This is a genomic window from Variovorax humicola (assembly GCF_037889915.1).
GTDB classification, from domain to species: domain Bacteria; phylum Pseudomonadota; class Gammaproteobacteria; order Burkholderiales; family Burkholderiaceae_C; genus Variovorax; species Variovorax humicola.
In genome coordinates this window covers 25,245-42,847 of the sequence record NZ_JBBKZV010000040.1, presented here as the reverse complement: position 1 = coordinate 42,847, position 17,603 = coordinate 25,245, and the positions used below count along the sequence as shown (strand labels likewise).

The following is a 17,603-nucleotide window of genomic DNA, read 5'->3' as shown; positions in this document are numbered from 1 at the left end:
TGCGGCGTGAACTCCAGTTCGAGTTCGCCCGCGAGGTACTGGCGCTCGAACTCCTTGTTCTCGCCGACGTAGCTGGCGACCATCTTCTTGATCTGCCGCGTCTCGAGCAGCCTGCCCAGGCCGAAGCCGTCGACACCCGCGTTGTTCGAGATGCAGGTCAGGTTCTTGACACCCGAGTCATGCAGCGCGTCGATCAGCGCCTCGGGAATGCCGCAGAGGCCGAAGCCCCCGACGGCGAGAGTCTGGCCGTCGGCCACGACGCCTTTCAGCGCCGCGTCGGCGGAGGGATAAATCTTGTTCGCCATGGCGTGGAATCCTTGGGTCGGAAAGGGTTGATGGAACACTGGAAACAGCGCCCAACGATACTACGTACTCGCATACGTAGTATTTCGTAATGGGCACACCCGATATCGACTACCGCCTGGCCTTCGAGCACGCACCCGTGGGCATGGTGCTGTCGCGCCATCGCACGATGGTCGACTGCAATGCCCGCCTGTGCGAGATGTTCGGTGCCACGCGCGAGTCGCTGGTCGGCCAGTCGTTTCGGGTGCTGTACCCGAGCGTCGCCGAATTCGAGCGCATCGGCAAGCGCATGGAGCCGATCCTGAATGCCAGCGGGCGCTACGCGGACAACCGGATGATGCGGCGCCTGGATGGCGCATTGCGCGGCGAGACATTCTGGTGCCACGTTACCGGTCATGCACTGAATCGGGCGGCGCCGCACGAGGCCGGCATCTGGACATTCGAAGACCTGGGCTCGCGCCGCTCCGTCAAGGCCGAGCTCACACCACGCGAGCGCGAAGTCGCGGCGCAAGTCATGCAGGGGCTGACGTCCAAGCAGATCGGCAAGGCGCTCGGCATCAGCCACCGCACCGTTGAGTTGCACCGGGCACGGCTCATGCGCAAATACAGTGCGAGCACAACAGCCGAATTGGTGCAGAAACTGCTAGCCGGCTGAATGGCCTATATGGGGAAATGACCTACAGAAATGCCCCTTGCATCGGACCAATATTCGGTTCATGACACACACCAAACTCATCGTTCGGGAGCCTGTCGCAGGCTCGTTCTTCTGGACCTTGATGGAGTCCGACGCCAAGGGCGATCCGGTGCGCGAACTCGAAACGGCGGAAGCCGATTTCGACTCGTATGAAGCCGCCCTCGCCGCCGGCACGCGCGCGTTGAAACGCCTCGTCGATCGCGAGCACTCGACGCACTGATTTCAGTCTGCGAATCAACCTGCCTTGCGAAAGGTCAGGTTGATGCGGCAGCGTCCGGTCAACGGATGCTCGCCTTCTTTCAACGGCAGGATGCCGTGATGGCTGAGCCGTGCCGGACCACCCCATACCACCACGTCGCCATGGGCGAGCGAGAGGCGCCTTGATTTGTCTGCACGCCGGATGCCGCCGAACAGGAAGGTCGCCGGCAGGCCGAGCGACGCCGAGACGATCGGCTGGGCATAGTCGCGCTCGTCGCGGTCCTGGTGCAACGACAGGCGGGCGCCGGCTTCGTAGCGATTGACCAGGCAGGCATCGGGTACGAAGCGATCGAAGCCCGCGGCCGCGGCCGCCTGCGCTGCAAGCTGCAGGAAAGTCGCGGGCATGGCGGGCCATGGTTCGCCGCTGGCGGGGTCGACGCGGTCGTAGCGATAGCCGGTGCGGTCGCTGACCCAGCCCAGCGTGCCGCAGTTGGTCATGGCCACCGACATGCGAAAGCCCCCGGGCGTTGTCATGTGACGCCACGGTGACGATGCGAGCACCCTTTCGAGGTCGCCCAGCAGTTGCTGTGCGATGTCGTTGGCGAACCCACGCAGCAGCACGGCTCCCGGCACGATCGGGATCGACAAGCCCTCTTCTTCCTGCTCGAAAAGATCGCGCATCGCTTCAGGCCGCGTCGTGAAAGATGATGCCGGCGGTGTGCCGATGCCCCGATCGCACGCGGCTCACGCCATGCCGCAGATTCACGCGGTACGCGCCGCGCGTGCCCTGCACCGGGCGGTTGTGCACGGCGATGACGGCCGCATCGCCCTGTCGCAATGGCAGCACCATGGGCCGCGACTGCATGCGCGGTCGTTGCTCGGTCATCACGAACTCGCCGCCCGTGAAATCCCGCCCCGGCTCCGACAGCAACACCACCACTTGCAACGGAAAGACATGCTCGCCGTACAAGTCCTGGTGCAGGCAGTTGTAGTCGCCCTCGCCGTATTGCAGCACCAGCGGCGTCGGCCGCACCTGCCCCGCCGCATGGCAACGCGCGAGGAAGGCGTCGTGCGTCGGCGGAAAGCGCACGTCGATGCCCATGGCCTGGTGCCATCGATTGGCGATCGGCACCAGCTTCGGATAGAAGGCTTCGCGCAGTTGCGCAACGAGCGGCGGCAGCGGATACGCGAGGTACTTGTATTCACCCCGGCCAAAGCCGTGGCGCTCCATCAGGACGCGGCTGCGGAACGGCTTGTCGTCGGCATACAAGGCAGCCAGCGCCTCGCAGTCACCGGGCGCCAACACCCTTTCGATGATGGCGTAGCCTTCCGCGTCCAGCGACTGCTCTACGGCCTCCCAGTCGACCTTCATGCGGCGCCCTCATGCTCGCGCTCCAGCAATGCGCGCTTGCGCTCGACGCCCCAGCGGTAACCCGACAGCGCACCGTCGTTGCGCACGACGCGATGGCATGGAATCGCGACGGCCAGCGTGTTCGCGCCGCACGCCTGCGCCACGGCGCGCTGCGCGGTGGGTGCGCCGATGCGCCCGGCGATTTCCGAATAGCTCACCGTCGCGCCGGCCGGCACGGCGCGCAAGGCTTGCCACACGCGTTGCTGGAACGCGGTGCCGCGCACGTCCAGCGGCAGATCGAGCCCGCGGCCCGGTGCCTCGACAAAGCCGACGACCTGCGCCACGAGACGATCGAATGCCGGGTCGTCACCGATCAATCGCGCCTGGGGAAAGCGGTCCTGCAGTTCACGCGCGAGCCGATCGGGATCTTCGCCCAGCTCGATCGCACACACGCCGCGCTCGCTGCGCGCCACCAGGATCGCACCGAGCGAGCATTGCCCGATGGCAAAGCGGATATCGGTATCGGCACCGCCCGCCTTGAAGGCGCTTGGCGTCATGCCCAATACGTCGTCGGACTCTTCGTAGAAGCGGCTGTTGGCGTTGTAGCCCGCGTCGTAGATCGCATCGGTCACGGTGTCGTTGCGGCCGAGCGCTTGCCGCACACGATGGGCGCGGTGTGCCATCGCCCAGGCCTTTGGCGTCAGGCCCGTCACCGCCTTGAAGATCCGGTGCAGATGCCAGTTGCTCATGCCGACACGCTCCGCGAGTTCGTCCAGCGTGGGCGCCTGCCCGGCGCTTTCGATGAAACGGCAAAGGTCCGCGATCATTTCGGCATGTTGCTCGGCAAGCGGCGACTCGCCTGGCTTGCAGCGATTGCACGGCCTGAAGCCTGCGCGTTCGGCATCCTCCGTGGTGTCGTAGAAGGCCACGTTCTCCGGCCGTGCGAGCCGCGCGCCGCACGAGGGCCGGCAATACACGCCGGTGGTCTTCACCGAATAGAAGAACTGGCCGTCGAAGCTGCCGTCGCGCGCCTGCACCGCGGCCCAGCGGGGGTCGTTCACAGTCGTTGCGGCCTGCGGCGCGGAGGGGGTGATGGTCATCACGTTCATCTTGTCCATCCTTTCTTTCCTGAGTGGATGGAAATGACTTTAGGCAAAGCCTCGGCGGCCGGCACTCCGGAGCTTGCTGTTGAATTCAATTGTCGCGCGCCGCCTTCGGGGCAAGGCCAGAAGCTGCCGGATACGCGAGGTTGATGCGCCGCTTCGAAAGCCGATGGCCGCGCGCAAAATCCGCGAAACGAAAATTGCGCGGCCCCACCGGGAAATTTCTCACGCGGGCGCTTTCACCGCACCGTGCCGTGAACCGCCCGCGGGTGCTCAGCGCCCCTTGATCGCAATCAGCTCGACTTCGAAGTTGAGCGTGGCATTGGGCGGAATCGTGCCGCCAGCGCCCTTCGATCCGTAGGCAATGGCGGGCGGACAGGTCAGCTTGGCCTTGCCGCCGACCTTCATCATCTGCACCCCTTCGGTCCAGCACGGGATCACGCGGTTCAGCGGAAACTCGGTGGGCTCGCCGCGCGAATAGGAGCTGTCGAACTCCTTGCCGGAATCGGGGAATGTGCCGCGGTAGTTCACCTTGACGGTGTCGGTGGCTGCCGGCGACGCGCCCGTGCCGTCCTTGACCGACTCGTAGACCAGGCCGCTGGCCGTGGTGACCGGCTTGCCCTGCGCCCAAGCTGCAGGTGCGATGCAAAGCGAAAGAAGAACGGCACTGACGGTACTCGGAGTAAGACGCACGGTATTTCCTTGAGAAACTAAAAACGGTCATTATTGCCACGCTGCGGCATGGCCCCCGTCTTGCTGCAACATGGTGTTGCCAATCAATCTGGATCCCCTCCATGCGATACAGCACGACGATCGATGCGCAGGTTTTTGTGTTCGACGACCTCAAGCAGGTGATGGCCTTCGCCAGCCCGGCCCGTTCGGGCGACTACCTCGCCGGCATCGGCGCCGCCACGGCGCAGCAGCGCATGGCAGCGCGCCACGTGCTGGCCGACACGCCGCTGAAGCAGTTCCTCACCGAAGCGCTGGTGCCTTATGAAGACGACAACATCACGCGGCTCATCATTGACAGCCACGACGGCGAGGCCTTCGAGCCGGTGGCGCACCTCACGGTCGGCGACTTTCGCAACTGGCTGCTGTCGGCGCTGGCCACCACCGAATCGCTGACCGCCCTGGCGCCCGGCCTCACGCCCGAGATGGTGGCTGCGGTGTCGAAACTCATGCGCAACCAGGACCTGATCGCGGTGGCGCGCAAGTGCAGCGTAAGCACGCGTTTTCGCAACACGCTCGGGCTGCCCGGCCATCTTGCGGTGCGCCTGCAGCCCAACCACCCGACCGACGACCTGCGCGGCGTGGCCGCTTCGACGCTCGACGGCTTGCTGATGGGTGCCGGCGACGCGGTGATCGGCATCAATCCGGTGTCCGACAGCATGGCGGTGCTCGGCACCTTGCTGCGCATGCTCGACGAGGTGATCCAGCGCTTCGAGATACCCACGCAAAGCTGCGTGCTCACGCATGTGACCAACGCGATCCGGCTGGCCGAGGCGAGCGCGCCGGTGGACCTGGTGTTCCAGTCGATTGGCGGCACCGAGAAGACTAACCTCTCCTTCGGCGTGACGCCCGCCCTGCTGGACGAGGCGTATGCGGCGGCGCTGGCGCTCGGGCGCGGCACCGTGGGCCACAACGTCATGTACTTCGAGACCGGCCAGGGCAGCGCGCTGTCGGCCAATGCCAACTTCGGCGTCGACCAGCAGACCTGCGAGGCGCGGGCCTATGCGCTGGCGCGTCGCTACAAGCCGCTGCTCATCAACACCGTGGTCGGCTTCATCGGACCGGAGTACCTGTACGACGGCAAGCAGATCATCCGCGCCGGGCTGGAAGACCACTTCTGCGGCAAGCTGCTCGGCCTGCCGATCGGCTGCGACGTCTGCTACACCAACCATGCCGAGGCCGACCAGGACGACATGGACACGCTGCTGGTGCTGCTCGGCGCGGCGGGCATTAACTTCATCATGGGCGTGCCGGGCGCCGACGACGTGATGCTCAACTACCAGAGCACCTCGTTCCACGACGCGCTGTTCCTGCGCGAGACGCTGGGCCTGAAGCGCGCACCGGAGTTCGAGGACTGGCTGCAACGCATGCAGATCACCGCGCCCGGCGGCGGCCTGCAAGCGCCCTCGGCCAATCGGGTGCTGCGCGGCATGGGCGACCTCGCTTCGCTGGCGGCGCCATGACGCGGCCATCTCCCGACGCACAGAGCCTGGAGGTTTTCCAATGACCGCCGTCACACCCAGCCCCTGGACCACCTGGCGCGCAACCACGCCTGCCCGCCTCGCCTTGGGCCGCGCCGGCAACGGCATGCCGACCGATGAGACCCTGCGCTTCGGCTGGGCTCACGCCATGGCCCGCGACGCCATTCACGCCCCGCTCGACGTCGAGGCGCTCGAGCGCAGCCTCGCGACCGACGGTTGGCCAACATTGCGCGCGCAAAGCCGGGCCGGCGACCGCCTCACCTACCTGCGCCGCCCCGACCTCGGCCGCCAGCTCGATGCCGACGACGCGAACCGGCTGCGCGCGGGCCTCGGCGACCGGCCCGCCGAAGGCTATGACGCATGCCTCGTCGTGGGCGACGGACTGTCTTCGCTCGCGGTTGCGCGCCACGCGGTGCCGCTGCTTGCCGCCTTGCGCACGCACCTGCCCGCGGCACTTCGCCTCACGCCGGTGGTCATCGCCTCGCAGGCTCGCGTCGCGCTCGCCGACGACATCGGCGAACTGCTCGGCGCCAGGCTCTCGGTCATGCTGATCGGCGAGCGTCCCGGCCTCAGTTCCCCTGACAGCCTGGGCATCTACCTCACGCACACGCCACGCCCCGGCCGGCACGATGCCGAACGCAACTGCATCTCGAACGTACGGCCCGAGGGGCTGGCGTACGACACGGCCGCCTTCAAGTTGTCATGGCTCATGCGCGAAGCACTGCACCGCGGCCTCAGCGGCATCGGGCTCAAGGACGAGAGCGATCACGCCGTGCTGCCGGGCAACGACGCAAGCCCGCCGTTGCCGCGCTGAACCCGAAGCCGGCGCCCTATCATGGTCGCCCGACAAGGAGACAACCATGCCCGCGCGCTACCCCTTGGCCGAATTGGCCGACCTGCCCGAAGACATCCGCACCGCCATCCTCGCCGTGCAGGAAAAGGCCGGCTTCGTGCCCAACGTGTTCCTCGGCCTTGCGCGGCGACCGGCCGAGTGGCGCGCCTTCTTCGCATACCACGATGCGCTCATGCTCAAGGAAGAAGGCACGCTCACCAAGGGCGACCGCGAGATGATCGTCACCACTACCAGCGCACGCAACCAGTGCCTCTATTGCGTGGTGGCGCACGGTGCGTTGCTGCGCATCTACGAGAAGAAGCCGCTGGTCGCCGACCAGGTGGCCGTGAACTATCGCAAGGCCGACATCACGCCGCGCCAGCGCGCCATGCTCGACTTTGCGATGAAGGTCTGCGACCGCTCGCATGAAATCGACGAGGCCGACTTCCCTCCCCTGCATGCGCACGGCTTCGACGACGAAGACATCTGGGACATCGCCGCCATCACCGCCTTCTTCGGCCTCTCCAACCGCCTGGCCAGCTTCAGCGGCATGCAGCCGAATCCGGAGTTCTTCCTGATGGGGCGGCTGCCGCGCGAGAAGAAGTAGCGGTCAGGCGGCCGGCGCGCGGCACTTGCCGAACATGTCGAGCGCCGGCTTGAAAGTCGGCGTCTGCACGTCCATCACGGCCAGCGCGGTGTGGTACAGGTTGTCGTGCGTGTAAGGCGAATCCAGGTCGCCCTTCATGCAGCTCATTGACAGCCGCTGGCGCTGGCGCAGGCCCTCGCTGAACCAGGCCACCAGCGGCACGTGCTTCTGCGCCTCCGGCGCGATGCTGTACGGCAATCCATGGAGGAACAGGCCGAATTCGCCCAGCGATTCGCCGTGGTCGCTGACATAGAACATGCCGGTGTCATAGACCTTCGACTGGACCTTGAGCCAGTCGACGGTGCGGGCGAGAACCCGGTCGGTGTAGCGGATCGAGTTGTCGTAGCCATTGAGCAATTCGTCATGGCCGCATTCGGCCAGCGCGTTGGTCTTGCACTCGGGCACGAACACCTTTCCATCGGGTGGCGAGCGCTTGTAGTAGGCCGGGCCATGGCTTCCCATCATGTGCATCACCAGCACCACGCCCCTGGCGCGGCGCTCGCGCGACAGACCGGCAAGCCGCGCGTCCAAATCGAACAACAGCGCGTCGTCCAGGCACTCGTCGGCATCGCACAAGGCGGCCTTTGCGCTCGGCGACAGGCCATCCACCGCGGACGCATTCGGCACGCGCTTGCACACATCCTTGCAGCCTGCCTGGTTCTCGACCCACAGCACGGCCAACCCGGCCGCCTGCAGCACGTCGAGCAGGTTTTCGTAGTCGTCCTTGCTGCCTTCATGGGCCTCCTTGCCGAGCGGCGAGAACATGCAAGGCACCGAGGCGAGCGTGTTGGTGCCGCACGAGTGCACGTTGCGGTAGCTGAGCACGTCGCGCCGGGCAAGTTCGGGGTTGGTGTCCCGCGCATAGCCGTTCAGCGAGAAGTGGTCGGACCGCGCCGTTTCGCCCACCATGATGACGAAAAGCGGCGGCTTGCCCTGCTTCGCATAGCTGGAACCCAGCGCCGCGCCGGCCGTCATCGGGATCAACTGGCGCTTGTGCTCGAACAGTGGACGCGCCAGCACGATAGTGGCCGAATAAACCGTGGCCAGCGGATTGAGCATGTACCGCAAGTGGGTGTTGTTGCGCATCAACGGCGCCAGTTGGCGGTTCATGGCCATGATGCCGCCGGCCGCGATCGCCGCACAGCCCAGCAGCAATACGGCGTTGCGCCAGGCGTTGGTCCACAAGCCCATGCGCACGATGCGCACGCGGCAGAGCCACCACACCGGCAACACCGACACCAGCGCCACGTTTGCCAGCAGGCGCCAGCTCAACAGGTCGAGCACTTCGTGCAGATCGGTCTGCGTTGTGTTGGCCGCCATCGACGGGTCCATCACCATCCCGTAGGCCAGCATGTAGTGCTGCACCACCGCGGCCAGCACCACCAGCACGATCCACAGGGGCTTGAACCAGCGCGACCAGGCCGTCAGCGACAGCAGCCCGACAGTGCCCGTCACCAGCAGCAACGCCATCACGGCGATGGAGCGAAGGTACACGCCCGGCTCGCCGCCTACGCGGACCAGTTCCAGCCAGAGCGCCCAGTTGGCCGCCAGCGCCAGATAAAGAGTGAGCCACAGGATGACGTTGCGCGCCGAACGTGGTTTCGCCATCCAGTCGTCGATGCGGGCGAACAGACCTCTGGGCGTACCGCTGGGCGCGGCAGCCGAAGGTCTTGCGGTGGGCTCCGCGTCGCGCCCGGTGCCGCCGGACGCCAACGCCATCCTGCCGCGCCGGCGCGAAAACAGGAAGTCGATCGCGAAAGCGACTGTCCAGCAAATCCACGCTGTCCACAGCGTGTGGCTCATATAGTGGGCACCGCGCATCTGCTGCGCGATACCAAGCACGGCACCGACCACCAGCACCGCCGCCAGCCAGCGCCATGCGACCGCCGGCGCATGGCGGCGGAACACGAACCAGCCACCCAGGTAGGCGAACGCGGCCGATGCATGCCCGGCAGGAAAACACTTGCCCGGGCCACCGTCGCGCACACCCCAGGCCCAGTGCGACACATGGCTTGCAACACCACCGAAGACCTGCATGTCCCACGGACAGCTCGTGCGGCTGCCGGTCTTGATCAACGACACTGCCAGCACCCCGCCGAGCACTGTGAACGCAAGCTGAACACGATCGCGCCGATCGAGCAGGCGCAGCACCCCGACCGGCCATCGAATCGCGAGACAAAGCCCCACGACCAGCGCCCAGCTTGCAAAGCGCGGCACCTCGTGCAGCCAGAGGACCAATCGATGGTTGTCCCGCCATGGAAAGCCGGTGGGCGTGCCGAACAGCTGCGCGGCAGCCATGTCCAGTCCCGTTGCATCCCATGCCAGTATCAGGGCGAGTGCGAGGAGGGTGGCGACGAGCGGGCCGCGATACGAAGCGCGTTGATTCATGCGAACTGGCAATGGAACTCTGGGACTCTGGATAGACTCCCGATTTTGAACCGTGGAGTCAGTAGTGCGCGTATTGCTGGTTGAAGACGATGTGGCGCTGTCTGAAGCGGTGTGCGGCTACCTGCGTGCCAAAGCCTTCATTGTCGATGCCGTGCTCAGCCTGGCCGAGGCGCGCGTCGCGCTGGTGTCCGCGCAGTACGCCGCCATTTTGCTCGACTTGCATCTCGGCGACGGAGACGGCCTGCACTTGCTGCCCTCGATCCGCGAGTTGAAGGAGCGGCCCATCGTGATCGTGCTGACCGCGCGTGACCAGGTCACCGACCGCATCCGCGGCCTCGACGCAGGCGCCGACGACTACCTCATCAAGCCCTACGATCCCGGGGAACTGTTGGCGCGGCTGCGCGCCTCGGAGCGCCGCCGCAGCGTCGGGAACGCGCCTGTGCTGCAACTGGGCACCATCGAGATCGACCTGGCGCGCGAGATGGTCCGCAAGAAGAGCGTTCCGGTCACCCTCACGCAGAAGGAATGGGCCTTGCTGCGCGTGATGGCAACGCGGCCCGAGCGTATCCACACCCGCGAAGTGCTGCAAGACGCCCTCTACGGCTTCGACGACGGCACCGACAGCAACACGCTCGAGGTCTTCATCAGCCGCCTTCGCCGCAAGCTTGGCCGCACGCACATCCAGACGCTGCGCGGCCTGGGCTACCGGCTCGCTTTCTCGACTGAAGAAGATTGATCCTTCCACCATGATCCACCGGGACACGCTGGCCGGCAGGCTCACGCGAACGCTGGTGCTCTGGGTGGGGGGCGTGTGGATCCTGAGCGTTTTGGCCGTGGCCTGGTACGTGGACCACGAGATCAACTACAACTTCGACAACGAACTGGTCGAAGTGTCGCATCGCATGTTCGACATAGCAGTGGAAGAGATCGACCGGCGCCGGCCGGAACTGCCGCCCGGCGGGCCCCTGATCGCGCCCACGCCGCTGTTCCACGACGCCGCGGTGCTCTACCAGGTGGTCGACAACGACGACCGCGTGCTGCTGCGCTCGGCCGAGACGCCGCCCAACACGTTCGCCGTACCGAACACGCCCGGCTTCGCCAATCTCGAAGCGTGGCGCATCTACACGGTGCAGCATCCGACGCGAGCGTTGTTCCTTCAGGTGGCCGACCCGATCGGCGACCGGCGCCGGGCATTGAACCGAACGCTGTTTGGGCTGCTGGTCCCGCTGGCCGCCGTGCTGCCCCTGCTCGCCTTCCTGCTGCGCCGCATCGCGCGCGGCGAGTTGCAGGTGCTGCGCGAGCTGGCCAGCGAAGTGGCCCGGCGCAGCGGTGCCGACCTCAGCCCGATCGCCCTGCCCGGCCTGCCGCGGGAACTGAGCCTGGTGGGCGACGACATCAACCGGCTGCTGCAGAGGCTCTCGCATTCGCTCGACGTGGAGCGCGCGCTGGCAGCCAATGCGGCGCACGAGCTGCGCACGCCCCTCGCGGCGGCCCGCCTGCGCCTGCAGACCGCGCTGGACCACGAGCTGCGCCGCAGCGACGTGCTTGCCGCGCTGAACGCCCTGCACACGCTGGCCCATCGCGCCGACAAACTGCTGCAGCTTTCACGGGCCGAGTCGGGGGCGTCGCTCACGCGCCTCAAGGTCGACCTGGTGCAACTCGCGGCCACCGTGGCACAGGAGTTCTGGCAGGAAACACGCGCACGCGACCGGCTCGACCTGAAAGTGCCCGAGACCGAGCCGGCCCCGGTGACCATGGGCGACTTCGATGCGCTCGCCATCGCCTTGCGCAACCTGGTCGAGAACAGCCTGCGCTATGCCGGCGAAAGCCGCGTGCTCATCCAGGTCACCGCGGATCGCCGGCTCATCGTGCGCGACACCGGCCCCGGCGTCAGCGCGGCCGAACTGCATACGCTGCAACAGCGCCACATGCGCCACACTTCCGAGCGCACCGGCTACGGCCTGGGCATGTCGATCGTCGCAACCATCGTGGCCAAGCACAACGCGCGGCTCGAATTGCTCTCGCCCCCGCCGGATGCGCAGTCGGGCTTCGAGGCGCGGATCGTGCTGCCGCCCGCGTGAATTCATCCGTTTCTCCACCGCGCTTCGCGTGATCCGTGGACGCATGAAACCAGGACGAGCACCGCGAAGTCTGTTCGTGGGCACCCGCGGAACCGGCTTTGCCGGGCCGCTGGGTGCGCCCCCTCGAGGGGGAGGCGCCGCAGGCGCATCGGGGGTGTTTCATTCAGAGCGCGAACCCGTCGTCGACGGCGACAACGGCGCCGTTCACGAAGTGGCTTTGCGCACTGGCCAGCAGGACGACCAGCCCGTCCAGGTCCTCCGGCTTGCCGACGCGCTTGCGCGGCAGCATGCCCACCACCTTCTGCCCGCTCTCGGTATCCCAGTGATGCTGGTTGAACTCGGTCTCGATGTAGCCCGGGCACAGCGCGTTCACGTTGATGCCGAAGCGGCCCCACTCCAGCGCCATGGCCTTCGTCATCTGCACCACGGCCGCCTTGCTCATGCAATACACGCCGATCTGCGGCAGCACCTTAAGCCCCGCCATCGACGCGATGTTGATGATGCGTCCGCCGGTATAGGTGCCGGGCGCCGCGCCACGGGCACGCTGGATCATGCGTCGCGCCACTTCCTGCGCCACGAAGAACGAACCCTTCGCGTTGGTGTCGAAGATGAAGTCGTAGTCGCCCTCGTCCACGTCGAGCAGCCGCTGCGTGCTGCTGACGCCGGAGTTGTTGACGAGGATGTCGATGGAACCGACCTCGGTCTCGGCACGGGCCACGGCGGCCTTGATGCTCTGGCGGTCGGTCACGTCCAGCTCGACCACATGGGCGTCACCGCCCTCGCCTTCGATGCGGGCGCGCAGCTCCTTGAGCATGTCGACCCGGCGGCTGGCCAGCACCACCGCGGCGCCGGCACGCGAGAGCGTCCTCGCGAATTGCGCGCCAAGGCCGCTCGACGCCCCGGTAACGAAGGCCACCCGGCCCGAGAGATCGATGCTGTATGCCATGGCGGAGCCCCTGATGAGTCGCGCGCAAGGCGACGCGATAGGGGCGCCGCCGAATGACAGGGGATGCGGCCCGATGCGCCGCATAAAATGCCGTGCATCCCGCTGCTCCCCTGCAACCAAAAAACATTATCGACCACACCCCATGACGCACGACGAAATCCTCGCCCAGTTCGGCCCCCGCGAAGCCATGGAGTACGACGTAGTCGTAGTCGGTGGCGGCCCCGCGGGCCTTTCCACCGCGATCCGCCTGAAGCAACTGGCCGCCAAGAACAACACCGAAGTCTCCGTCGTGGTGCTCGAGAAAGGCTCCGAGCCCGGCGCCCACATCCTGTCCGGCGCCATCATGGACCCGCGCGCGCTCAACGAGTTGCTGCCCGACTGGGCCGAACTCGGCGCCCCGCTGAACCAGCCCGTCACCGACGACGCGATGGTGTTCCTCAGCGAAAAGACCGGCTACCGCACCCCCAACTTCTTCCTGCCGGACTGCTTCCAGAACCACGGCAACTACATCATCAGCCTGGGCAACTTCACCAAGTGGCTTGCCCAGCAGGCCGAGAACCTCGGCGTCGAGATCTTCCCCGGCTTCCCCGCGGCCGAAGTGCTCTACAACGACGACGGCTCGGTGCGCGGCGTCGCCACCGGCAACATGGGCGTCGGCAAGGACGGCGAACCCACCGAAAACTTCCAGCTCGGCATGGAGTTGCACGGCAAGTACACGATCTTTGCGGAAGGCGCCCGCGGCCACCTGGGCCGCCAGCTCATCAGCAAGTTCAAGCTCGATGCCGGCAAGGACCCGCAAGCCTATGGCCTCGGTGTCAAGGAAGTGTGGGAAATCGACCCCAAGCGCCACCAGCCCGGCTTCGTTCTGCACACGGCCGGCTGGCCGATGAAGAGCGACACCTACGGCGGCGCCTTCCTCTATCACATGGAGGACAACAAGGTCACGCTCGGCTTCATCACCGGCCTGGACTACAGCAACCCCTACCTCAGCCCGTTCGAGGAAATGCAGCGCTGGAAGACGCACCCGAACATCCGCTGGTACCTCGAAGGCGACGAAGCCCACGGCATCAAGCCGGCCAAGCGCATCGGCTACGGTGCGCGGGCCATCACGGCGGGCGGCCTGATGTCGCTGCCGAAGACGGTGTTCCCGGGCGGTGCGCTGGTCGGCTGCGATGCCGGCTATCTGAACGTGAGCCGCATCAAGGGCAGCCATGCCGCCATCAAGTCCGGCATGCTCGCCGCGGAATCCGCCTACGCCGCGCTGCAATCCGGCCGCCAGCACGACGAGCTCGCGACTTATCCGGCCGCGTTCGAGAGGAGCTGGCTCTACAAGGAGCTCTACAAGGCGCGCAACTTCAAGAGCTGGTTCAAGAAGGGCCTGGCAGTGGCGACACTGATGAACGGCGTCGAGCAATTCCTGCTCAAGGGCCACGTCCCATGGACGCTGCATCGCGACAAGCCCGACCACCTGGCGCTCAAGCCGGCATCGGAGTGCGAGCCCATCGTCTATCCGAAGCCGGACGGCAAGCTCACCTTCGACCGGCTCTCCAGTGTGTTCATCAGCAACACCAACCATGAAGAGCACCAGCCTGCCCACCTGACGCTGAAGGATGCATCGGTGCCGGTCAACGTCAATCTGGCTAAGTTCGCCGGACCCGAATCGCGCTACTGCCCGGCCGGTGTGTACGAGTTCGTGCCCGATGGCGATGCCGGCAAGCAGCGCCTGCAGATCAATGCGCAGAACTGCGTGCACTGCAAGACCTGCGACATCAAGGACCCGACACAAAACATCGTCTGGGTCACGCCGGAAGGCGGCGGCGGCCCCAACTACGTGGGCATGTAACCCCGCGCGCCCTTCACGCCGGAACGCTCACGCCAGAACGCGCCTTGCCGGCGCGTTTTTTGTTTGTGTCAGCGCGTTTCCTGCTTCACACGGGGGAGGCGATGCGCTATGACATCGCTTTGAGCTGGCTGGACAGGAGAGCAACGAATGCAAATCGTGATCACCGGCGGTGCTGGCTTTCTGGGCGTGCGCCTGGCGCGCAGGCTGCTGGCGAAAGGCGCAATCGGGGTCGGCGGCGGCAAGGAACATCGCATCGGCATGATCACGCTGGTCGACCGCGTGCATCCGCCGCGCGACCTGGCCGACCATCCCCGGGTCAACCTGATCGTCGGCGACCTGTGCGAGTTGCTGGCCCCGGACAGTCCACAGCGGGCGCTGCCGCCAGAGACGGCGGTGGTCTTCCATCTGGCGGCCGCCGTCAGCGGCGAATCCGAGAAAGATTTCGAACTCGGCATGCGCAGCAATTTCCTGGGGACCTATGCGCTGCTGGAAGCCTGCCGCGCCCAGCACACCCGGCCGCTGGTCGTGTTCGCGAGTTCCCTGGCCGTGTTCGGCGCGCCGCTGCCCCATGTCATCGAGGACGATACGCTGCCCACGCCCCAGACCAGCTACGGCACCCAGAAGTTCATCGGCGAGCAACTCATGGCCGACTATGGGCGCAAGGGCTTCATCCACGCGCGCAGCGTTCGCCTCATGACGGTGTGCGTGCGGCCGGGCGAACCCGATGGCGCGGCGTCGGATTTTCTCAGCGGCATGTTCCGCGAGCCGCTGGCCGGCCGGCCAGCCCGTTGCCTGGTGCCGCCTGACACGCTGGTGGCAATCTCGTCTCCCGCGCGCGCCATCGAGGGGCTTGTTTGCGCCGCGAGCGCGCCACACGGCAAATGGGGACCCCGCACCGCCGTCAACCTGCCGTCACTGTGTGCCAGCGTGGACGAAATGGTGCAGGCGCTGTATCGCATCGGTGGTTCAGCCGCAATCGACCTGCTCGATATCCGGCCTGACCGCGATGTCAGCGAAATCATCAGCGGCTGGCCGGGCCGCTTCGAATGGGTGCGCGCACGCGAGCTGGGCCTGTACGCCGACGAGAGCATCGAAGCCATCGTGCGCGACTACGTCCGTGAAAATCCCGAAGCGGTGAAGCTCGCCGTCGCGGCCTGACAGTAGAATTCCGGCGGTCAGGAGAGCGCCTCGGTTGCCGGGGCCGCCGAAGGCGCAGGCCCCCGAAAAAGCACGGGTCCGAACGCTCAGGCAAAAGGACTGACGAGGCGCCCGCTCCAATGGGCGTTTTCTTGCTGGAGAGAGGCCGCGCAACCAGGCGGTCCACCGAAGGAGCAAACCCCGATCGTGGGGCGAATCTCTCAGGTAAAGCGGACAGCAGGAGTGGCCCGTGGCATTGCCATGGAACTCGACTGCCCCACTGGAACAAAGCCTCATGGCCACTCCATCCGACACCGCCGCAGTACTCCTCAAGACGCCGCTGCATGCCCTCCATGCCGAACTCGGCGGCCGCATGGTGCCCTTCGCGGGCTACTCGATGCCGGTGCAATACCCGACCGGCCTGATGGCCGAGCACAAGCACACGCGCGAAGCCGCCGGCTTGTTCGATATTTCACACATGGGGCAGCTGCGGCTTGTCGGTCCGGAAGCAGCGGCGGCCTTCGAAACGCTGATGCCGGTCGACGTGATCGGACTGGCGCAGGGCAGGCAGCGCTACGGCCTGCTGCTGGACGACAACGGCGGAATCCTCGATGACCTGATGTTCTTCAACGAGGGCGACGACTCGATCTTCGTGATCGTGAACGGGGCCTGCAAGGCGGCTGACATCGCCTACATCACGGCCAGGATCGGCACACGGTGCGAGGTGCGGCCGCTGCCGGACCACGCGCTGATGGCGTTGCAAGGCCCGCAGGCGGCGGCGACGCTGGCGCGCCTGTCCCCGGGCGTCGAGCGCTTCGTTTTCATGACCGGAGGCTCGGTGCGGATCGGCTCGATCCCGGCTTTCGTGACCCGCAGCGGCTATACCGGGGAAGACGGATTCGAAATCTCGGTCGCCGCAAGCGATGCCGACGCCCTCGCCCGCCTGCTGCTTGCGCAACCCGAGGTCAAGCCCATCGGCCTCGGCGCGCGCAACTCGCTGCGCCTCGAAGCCGGCCTGTGCCTCTACGGCAGCGACATCGACACCACCACCACGCCGGTCGAAGCCTCGCTCAACTGGGCCATGCAGAAGGTGCGCCGGCCCGGTGGCGCGCGCCCGGGCGGCTTTCCGGGGGCGGACAAGATCCTGGCGCAGTTGGCGGTGGCGGCCGACCTGGCCGGACACGTCGACCAGAAAACGCTCACCCGCAAGCGCGTCGGCCTGGTGGCGCTGGAGCGTGTGCCGGTTCGCGACGGCACCGAGCTGCAATCCTTCGAGGGCCACGCCATCGGCAGGGTGACCAGCGGCCTGCTGGGCCCGACGGCCGACCGCCCGATCGCGATGGCCTACGTGGCCACGGCCTTCTCCGAACCCGGCACCCGCATCCAGGCCATCGTGCGCGGCAAGCCCGTGCCGATGGAAGTGACCACCATGCCCTTCGTGCCGACCCGCTACTACCGCGGCTGATCTTCTTTCTTGCTTTTCTCAGGAGCTTTCATGACTGTCAAATACACCAAGGACCACGAGTGGGTCCAGTCCACCGGCGGTGATGCCGCCACCGTCGGCATCACCGTGCATGCACAGGATGCGCTGGGCGACGTGGTGTTCGTCGACCTGCCCGAAGTCGGCAAGACCTATGCACAAGGCGAAGTGGCCGGCGTGGTCGAGTCGGTCAAGGCCGCGGCCGATGTCTTCATGCCCGTGTCCGGTGAAATCTCCGAAGTGAACGAGGCGCTGCGCGCCGACCCTTCGCTCGCCAACAGCGACCCGCTCGCGGCCGGCTGGTTCTTCAAGGTCAAGCTCAGCGATGCCCTGCAACTCGATGCGCTGATGGACGCCACCAGCTACGAGAAATTCTCCGCCGAGGCTTGAT

The 17,603-nt window shown here is 66.3% G+C and carries 18 protein-coding genes, 1 pseudogene and 2 riboswitches; of the genes and pseudogenes, 11 read left to right on the top strand and 8 right to left on the bottom strand.

What is annotated here, in order from left to right; translation table 11 throughout:
* Positions 1 to 305 (bottom strand): CoA transferase subunit A (locus WKW80_RS33000; protein ID WP_340367809.1); only part of this gene is annotated, 305 nt, incomplete at its 3' end.
* Between the two features lie 89 nt (positions 306 to 394).
* Here WKW80_RS33000 and WKW80_RS32995 point away from each other — a divergent pair.
* Both WKW80_RS32995 and WKW80_RS32990 read left to right on the top strand, forming a co-directional pair.
* Positions 395 to 958, top strand: a complete 564-nt coding sequence (locus WKW80_RS32995; protein WP_340367808.1) for a LuxR C-terminal-related transcriptional regulator — start codon at positions 395 to 397, stop codon at positions 956 to 958.
* Positions 959 to 1,019: 61 nt separating this feature from the next.
* Entirely contained in the window at positions 1,020 to 1,217 is a 198-nt protein-coding gene (locus WKW80_RS32990; RefSeq protein WP_340367807.1) for a hypothetical protein, read from the top strand.
* Positions 1,218 to 1,231: 14 nt separating this feature from the next.
* Here WKW80_RS32990 and alkB read toward each other — a convergent pair whose 3' ends face one another.
* The 4 genes from alkB to WKW80_RS32970 form a co-directional block, all read right to left on the bottom strand.
* A complete protein-coding gene (alkB, locus tag WKW80_RS32985) occupies positions 1,232 to 1,876 on the bottom strand; it encodes a DNA oxidative demethylase AlkB (RefSeq protein WP_340367806.1) in 645 nt (214 codons plus the stop codon).
* 4 nt (positions 1,877 to 1,880) lie between these two features.
* Positions 1,881 to 2,567 carry a 2OG-Fe(II) oxygenase gene (locus tag WKW80_RS32980; RefSeq protein ID WP_340367805.1) on the bottom strand — a complete coding sequence of 229 codons (687 nt, stop codon included), beginning with the start codon at positions 2,565 to 2,567 and terminating at the stop codon, positions 1,881 to 1,883.
* Positions 2,564 to 3,655, bottom strand: a complete 1,092-nt coding sequence (gene ada / locus WKW80_RS32975; RefSeq protein ID WP_422823012.1) for a bifunctional DNA-binding transcriptional regulator/O6-methylguanine-DNA methyltransferase Ada — start codon at positions 3,653 to 3,655, stop codon at positions 2,564 to 2,566. The genes WKW80_RS32980 and ada overlap by 4 nt, the downstream gene beginning before the upstream one ends.
* 267 nt (positions 3,656 to 3,922) lie before the next feature.
* Complete coding sequence (locus tag WKW80_RS32970) at positions 3,923 to 4,342, bottom strand: FKBP-type peptidyl-prolyl cis-trans isomerase (RefSeq protein ID WP_340367803.1); 420 nt, start codon at positions 4,340 to 4,342, stop codon at positions 3,923 to 3,925.
* A gap of 101 nt (positions 4,343 to 4,443) precedes the next feature.
* Between WKW80_RS32970 and WKW80_RS32965 the strand changes: the two genes are divergently transcribed.
* Genes WKW80_RS32965 through WKW80_RS32955 form a run of 3 tightly spaced genes read left to right on the top strand, consistent with a single transcriptional unit; the run spans position 4,444 to position 7,298 of the window.
* The gene (locus tag WKW80_RS32965; protein WP_340367802.1) at positions 4,444 to 5,841 is read left to right on the top strand and encodes an ethanolamine ammonia-lyase subunit EutB; all 1,398 of its coding nucleotides are present in this window, start codon (positions 4,444 to 4,446) and stop codon (positions 5,839 to 5,841) included.
* 40 nt (positions 5,842 to 5,881) lie between these two features.
* Positions 5,882 to 6,673, top strand: coding sequence for an ethanolamine ammonia-lyase subunit EutC (gene eutC, locus WKW80_RS32960; RefSeq protein WP_340367801.1), 792 nt, complete (start codon positions 5,882 to 5,884; stop codon positions 6,671 to 6,673).
* A gap of 46 nt (positions 6,674 to 6,719) precedes the next feature.
* Positions 6,720 to 7,298 carry a peroxidase-related enzyme gene (locus WKW80_RS32955; RefSeq protein ID WP_340367800.1) on the top strand — a complete coding sequence of 193 codons (579 nt, stop codon included), beginning with the start codon at positions 6,720 to 6,722 and terminating at the stop codon, positions 7,296 to 7,298.
* Between the two features lie 3 nt (positions 7,299 to 7,301).
* On the opposite strand, the gene WKW80_RS32950 is transcribed toward WKW80_RS32955, so the two are convergent.
* Both WKW80_RS32950 and WKW80_RS37555 read right to left on the bottom strand, forming a co-directional pair.
* Positions 7,302 to 9,056, bottom strand: coding sequence for a phosphoethanolamine transferase (locus tag WKW80_RS32950; protein WP_422823011.1), 1,755 nt, complete (start codon positions 9,054 to 9,056; stop codon positions 7,302 to 7,304).
* A 42-nt stretch (positions 9,057 to 9,098) separates the two neighbouring features.
* Positions 9,099 to 9,635, bottom strand: a pseudogene (locus WKW80_RS37555) (phosphatase PAP2 family protein); the annotation flags it as partial.
* A 154-nt stretch (positions 9,636 to 9,789) separates the two neighbouring features.
* On the opposite strand from WKW80_RS37555, the gene WKW80_RS32945 reads away from it, so the two are divergent.
* A complete protein-coding gene (locus tag WKW80_RS32945; RefSeq protein ID WP_340367798.1) occupies positions 9,790 to 10,461 on the top strand; it encodes a response regulator in 672 nt (223 codons plus the stop codon).
* 10 nt (positions 10,462 to 10,471) lie between these two features.
* The gene (locus tag WKW80_RS32940) at positions 10,472 to 11,806 is read left to right on the top strand and encodes an ATP-binding protein (protein WP_340367797.1); all 1,335 of its coding nucleotides are present in this window, start codon (positions 10,472 to 10,474) and stop codon (positions 11,804 to 11,806) included.
* Between the two features lie 163 nt (positions 11,807 to 11,969).
* Here WKW80_RS32940 and WKW80_RS32935 read toward each other — a convergent pair whose 3' ends face one another.
* Positions 11,970 to 12,752 carry an SDR family oxidoreductase gene (locus tag WKW80_RS32935; protein ID WP_340367796.1) on the bottom strand — a complete coding sequence of 261 codons (783 nt, stop codon included), beginning with the start codon at positions 12,750 to 12,752 and terminating at the stop codon, positions 11,970 to 11,972.
* A gap of 142 nt (positions 12,753 to 12,894) precedes the next feature.
* On the opposite strand from WKW80_RS32935, the gene WKW80_RS32930 reads away from it, so the two are divergent.
* The 4 genes from WKW80_RS32930 to gcvH all read left to right on the top strand — a co-directional run bounded on the left by WKW80_RS32930 (position 12,895) and on the right by gcvH (position 17,602).
* On the top strand, positions 12,895 to 14,595 hold the full coding sequence (locus WKW80_RS32930; RefSeq protein ID WP_340367795.1) for an electron transfer flavoprotein-ubiquinone oxidoreductase: 1,701 nt from the start codon (positions 12,895 to 12,897) through the stop codon (positions 14,593 to 14,595).
* Between the two features lie 147 nt (positions 14,596 to 14,742).
* On the top strand, positions 14,743 to 15,753 hold the full coding sequence (gene denD, locus WKW80_RS32925) for a D-erythronate dehydrogenase (RefSeq protein ID WP_340367794.1): 1,011 nt from the start codon (positions 14,743 to 14,745) through the stop codon (positions 15,751 to 15,753).
* Positions 15,754 to 15,761: 8 nt separating this feature from the next.
* A riboswitch (glycine riboswitch) is annotated at positions 15,762 to 15,865 on the top strand.
* 12 nt (positions 15,866 to 15,877) lie between these two features.
* Positions 15,878 to 15,980, top strand: a riboswitch (glycine riboswitch).
* A gap of 47 nt (positions 15,981 to 16,027) precedes the next feature.
* The gene (gene gcvT / locus WKW80_RS32920; protein WP_340367793.1) at positions 16,028 to 17,197 is read left to right on the top strand and encodes a glycine cleavage system aminomethyltransferase GcvT; all 1,170 of its coding nucleotides are present in this window, start codon (positions 16,028 to 16,030) and stop codon (positions 17,195 to 17,197) included.
* Positions 17,198 to 17,227: 30 nt separating this feature from the next.
* Positions 17,228 to 17,602, top strand: coding sequence for a glycine cleavage system protein GcvH (gene gcvH / locus WKW80_RS32915; RefSeq protein ID WP_340367792.1), 375 nt, complete (start codon positions 17,228 to 17,230; stop codon positions 17,600 to 17,602).
* Position 17,603 lies beyond the last annotated feature (1 nt).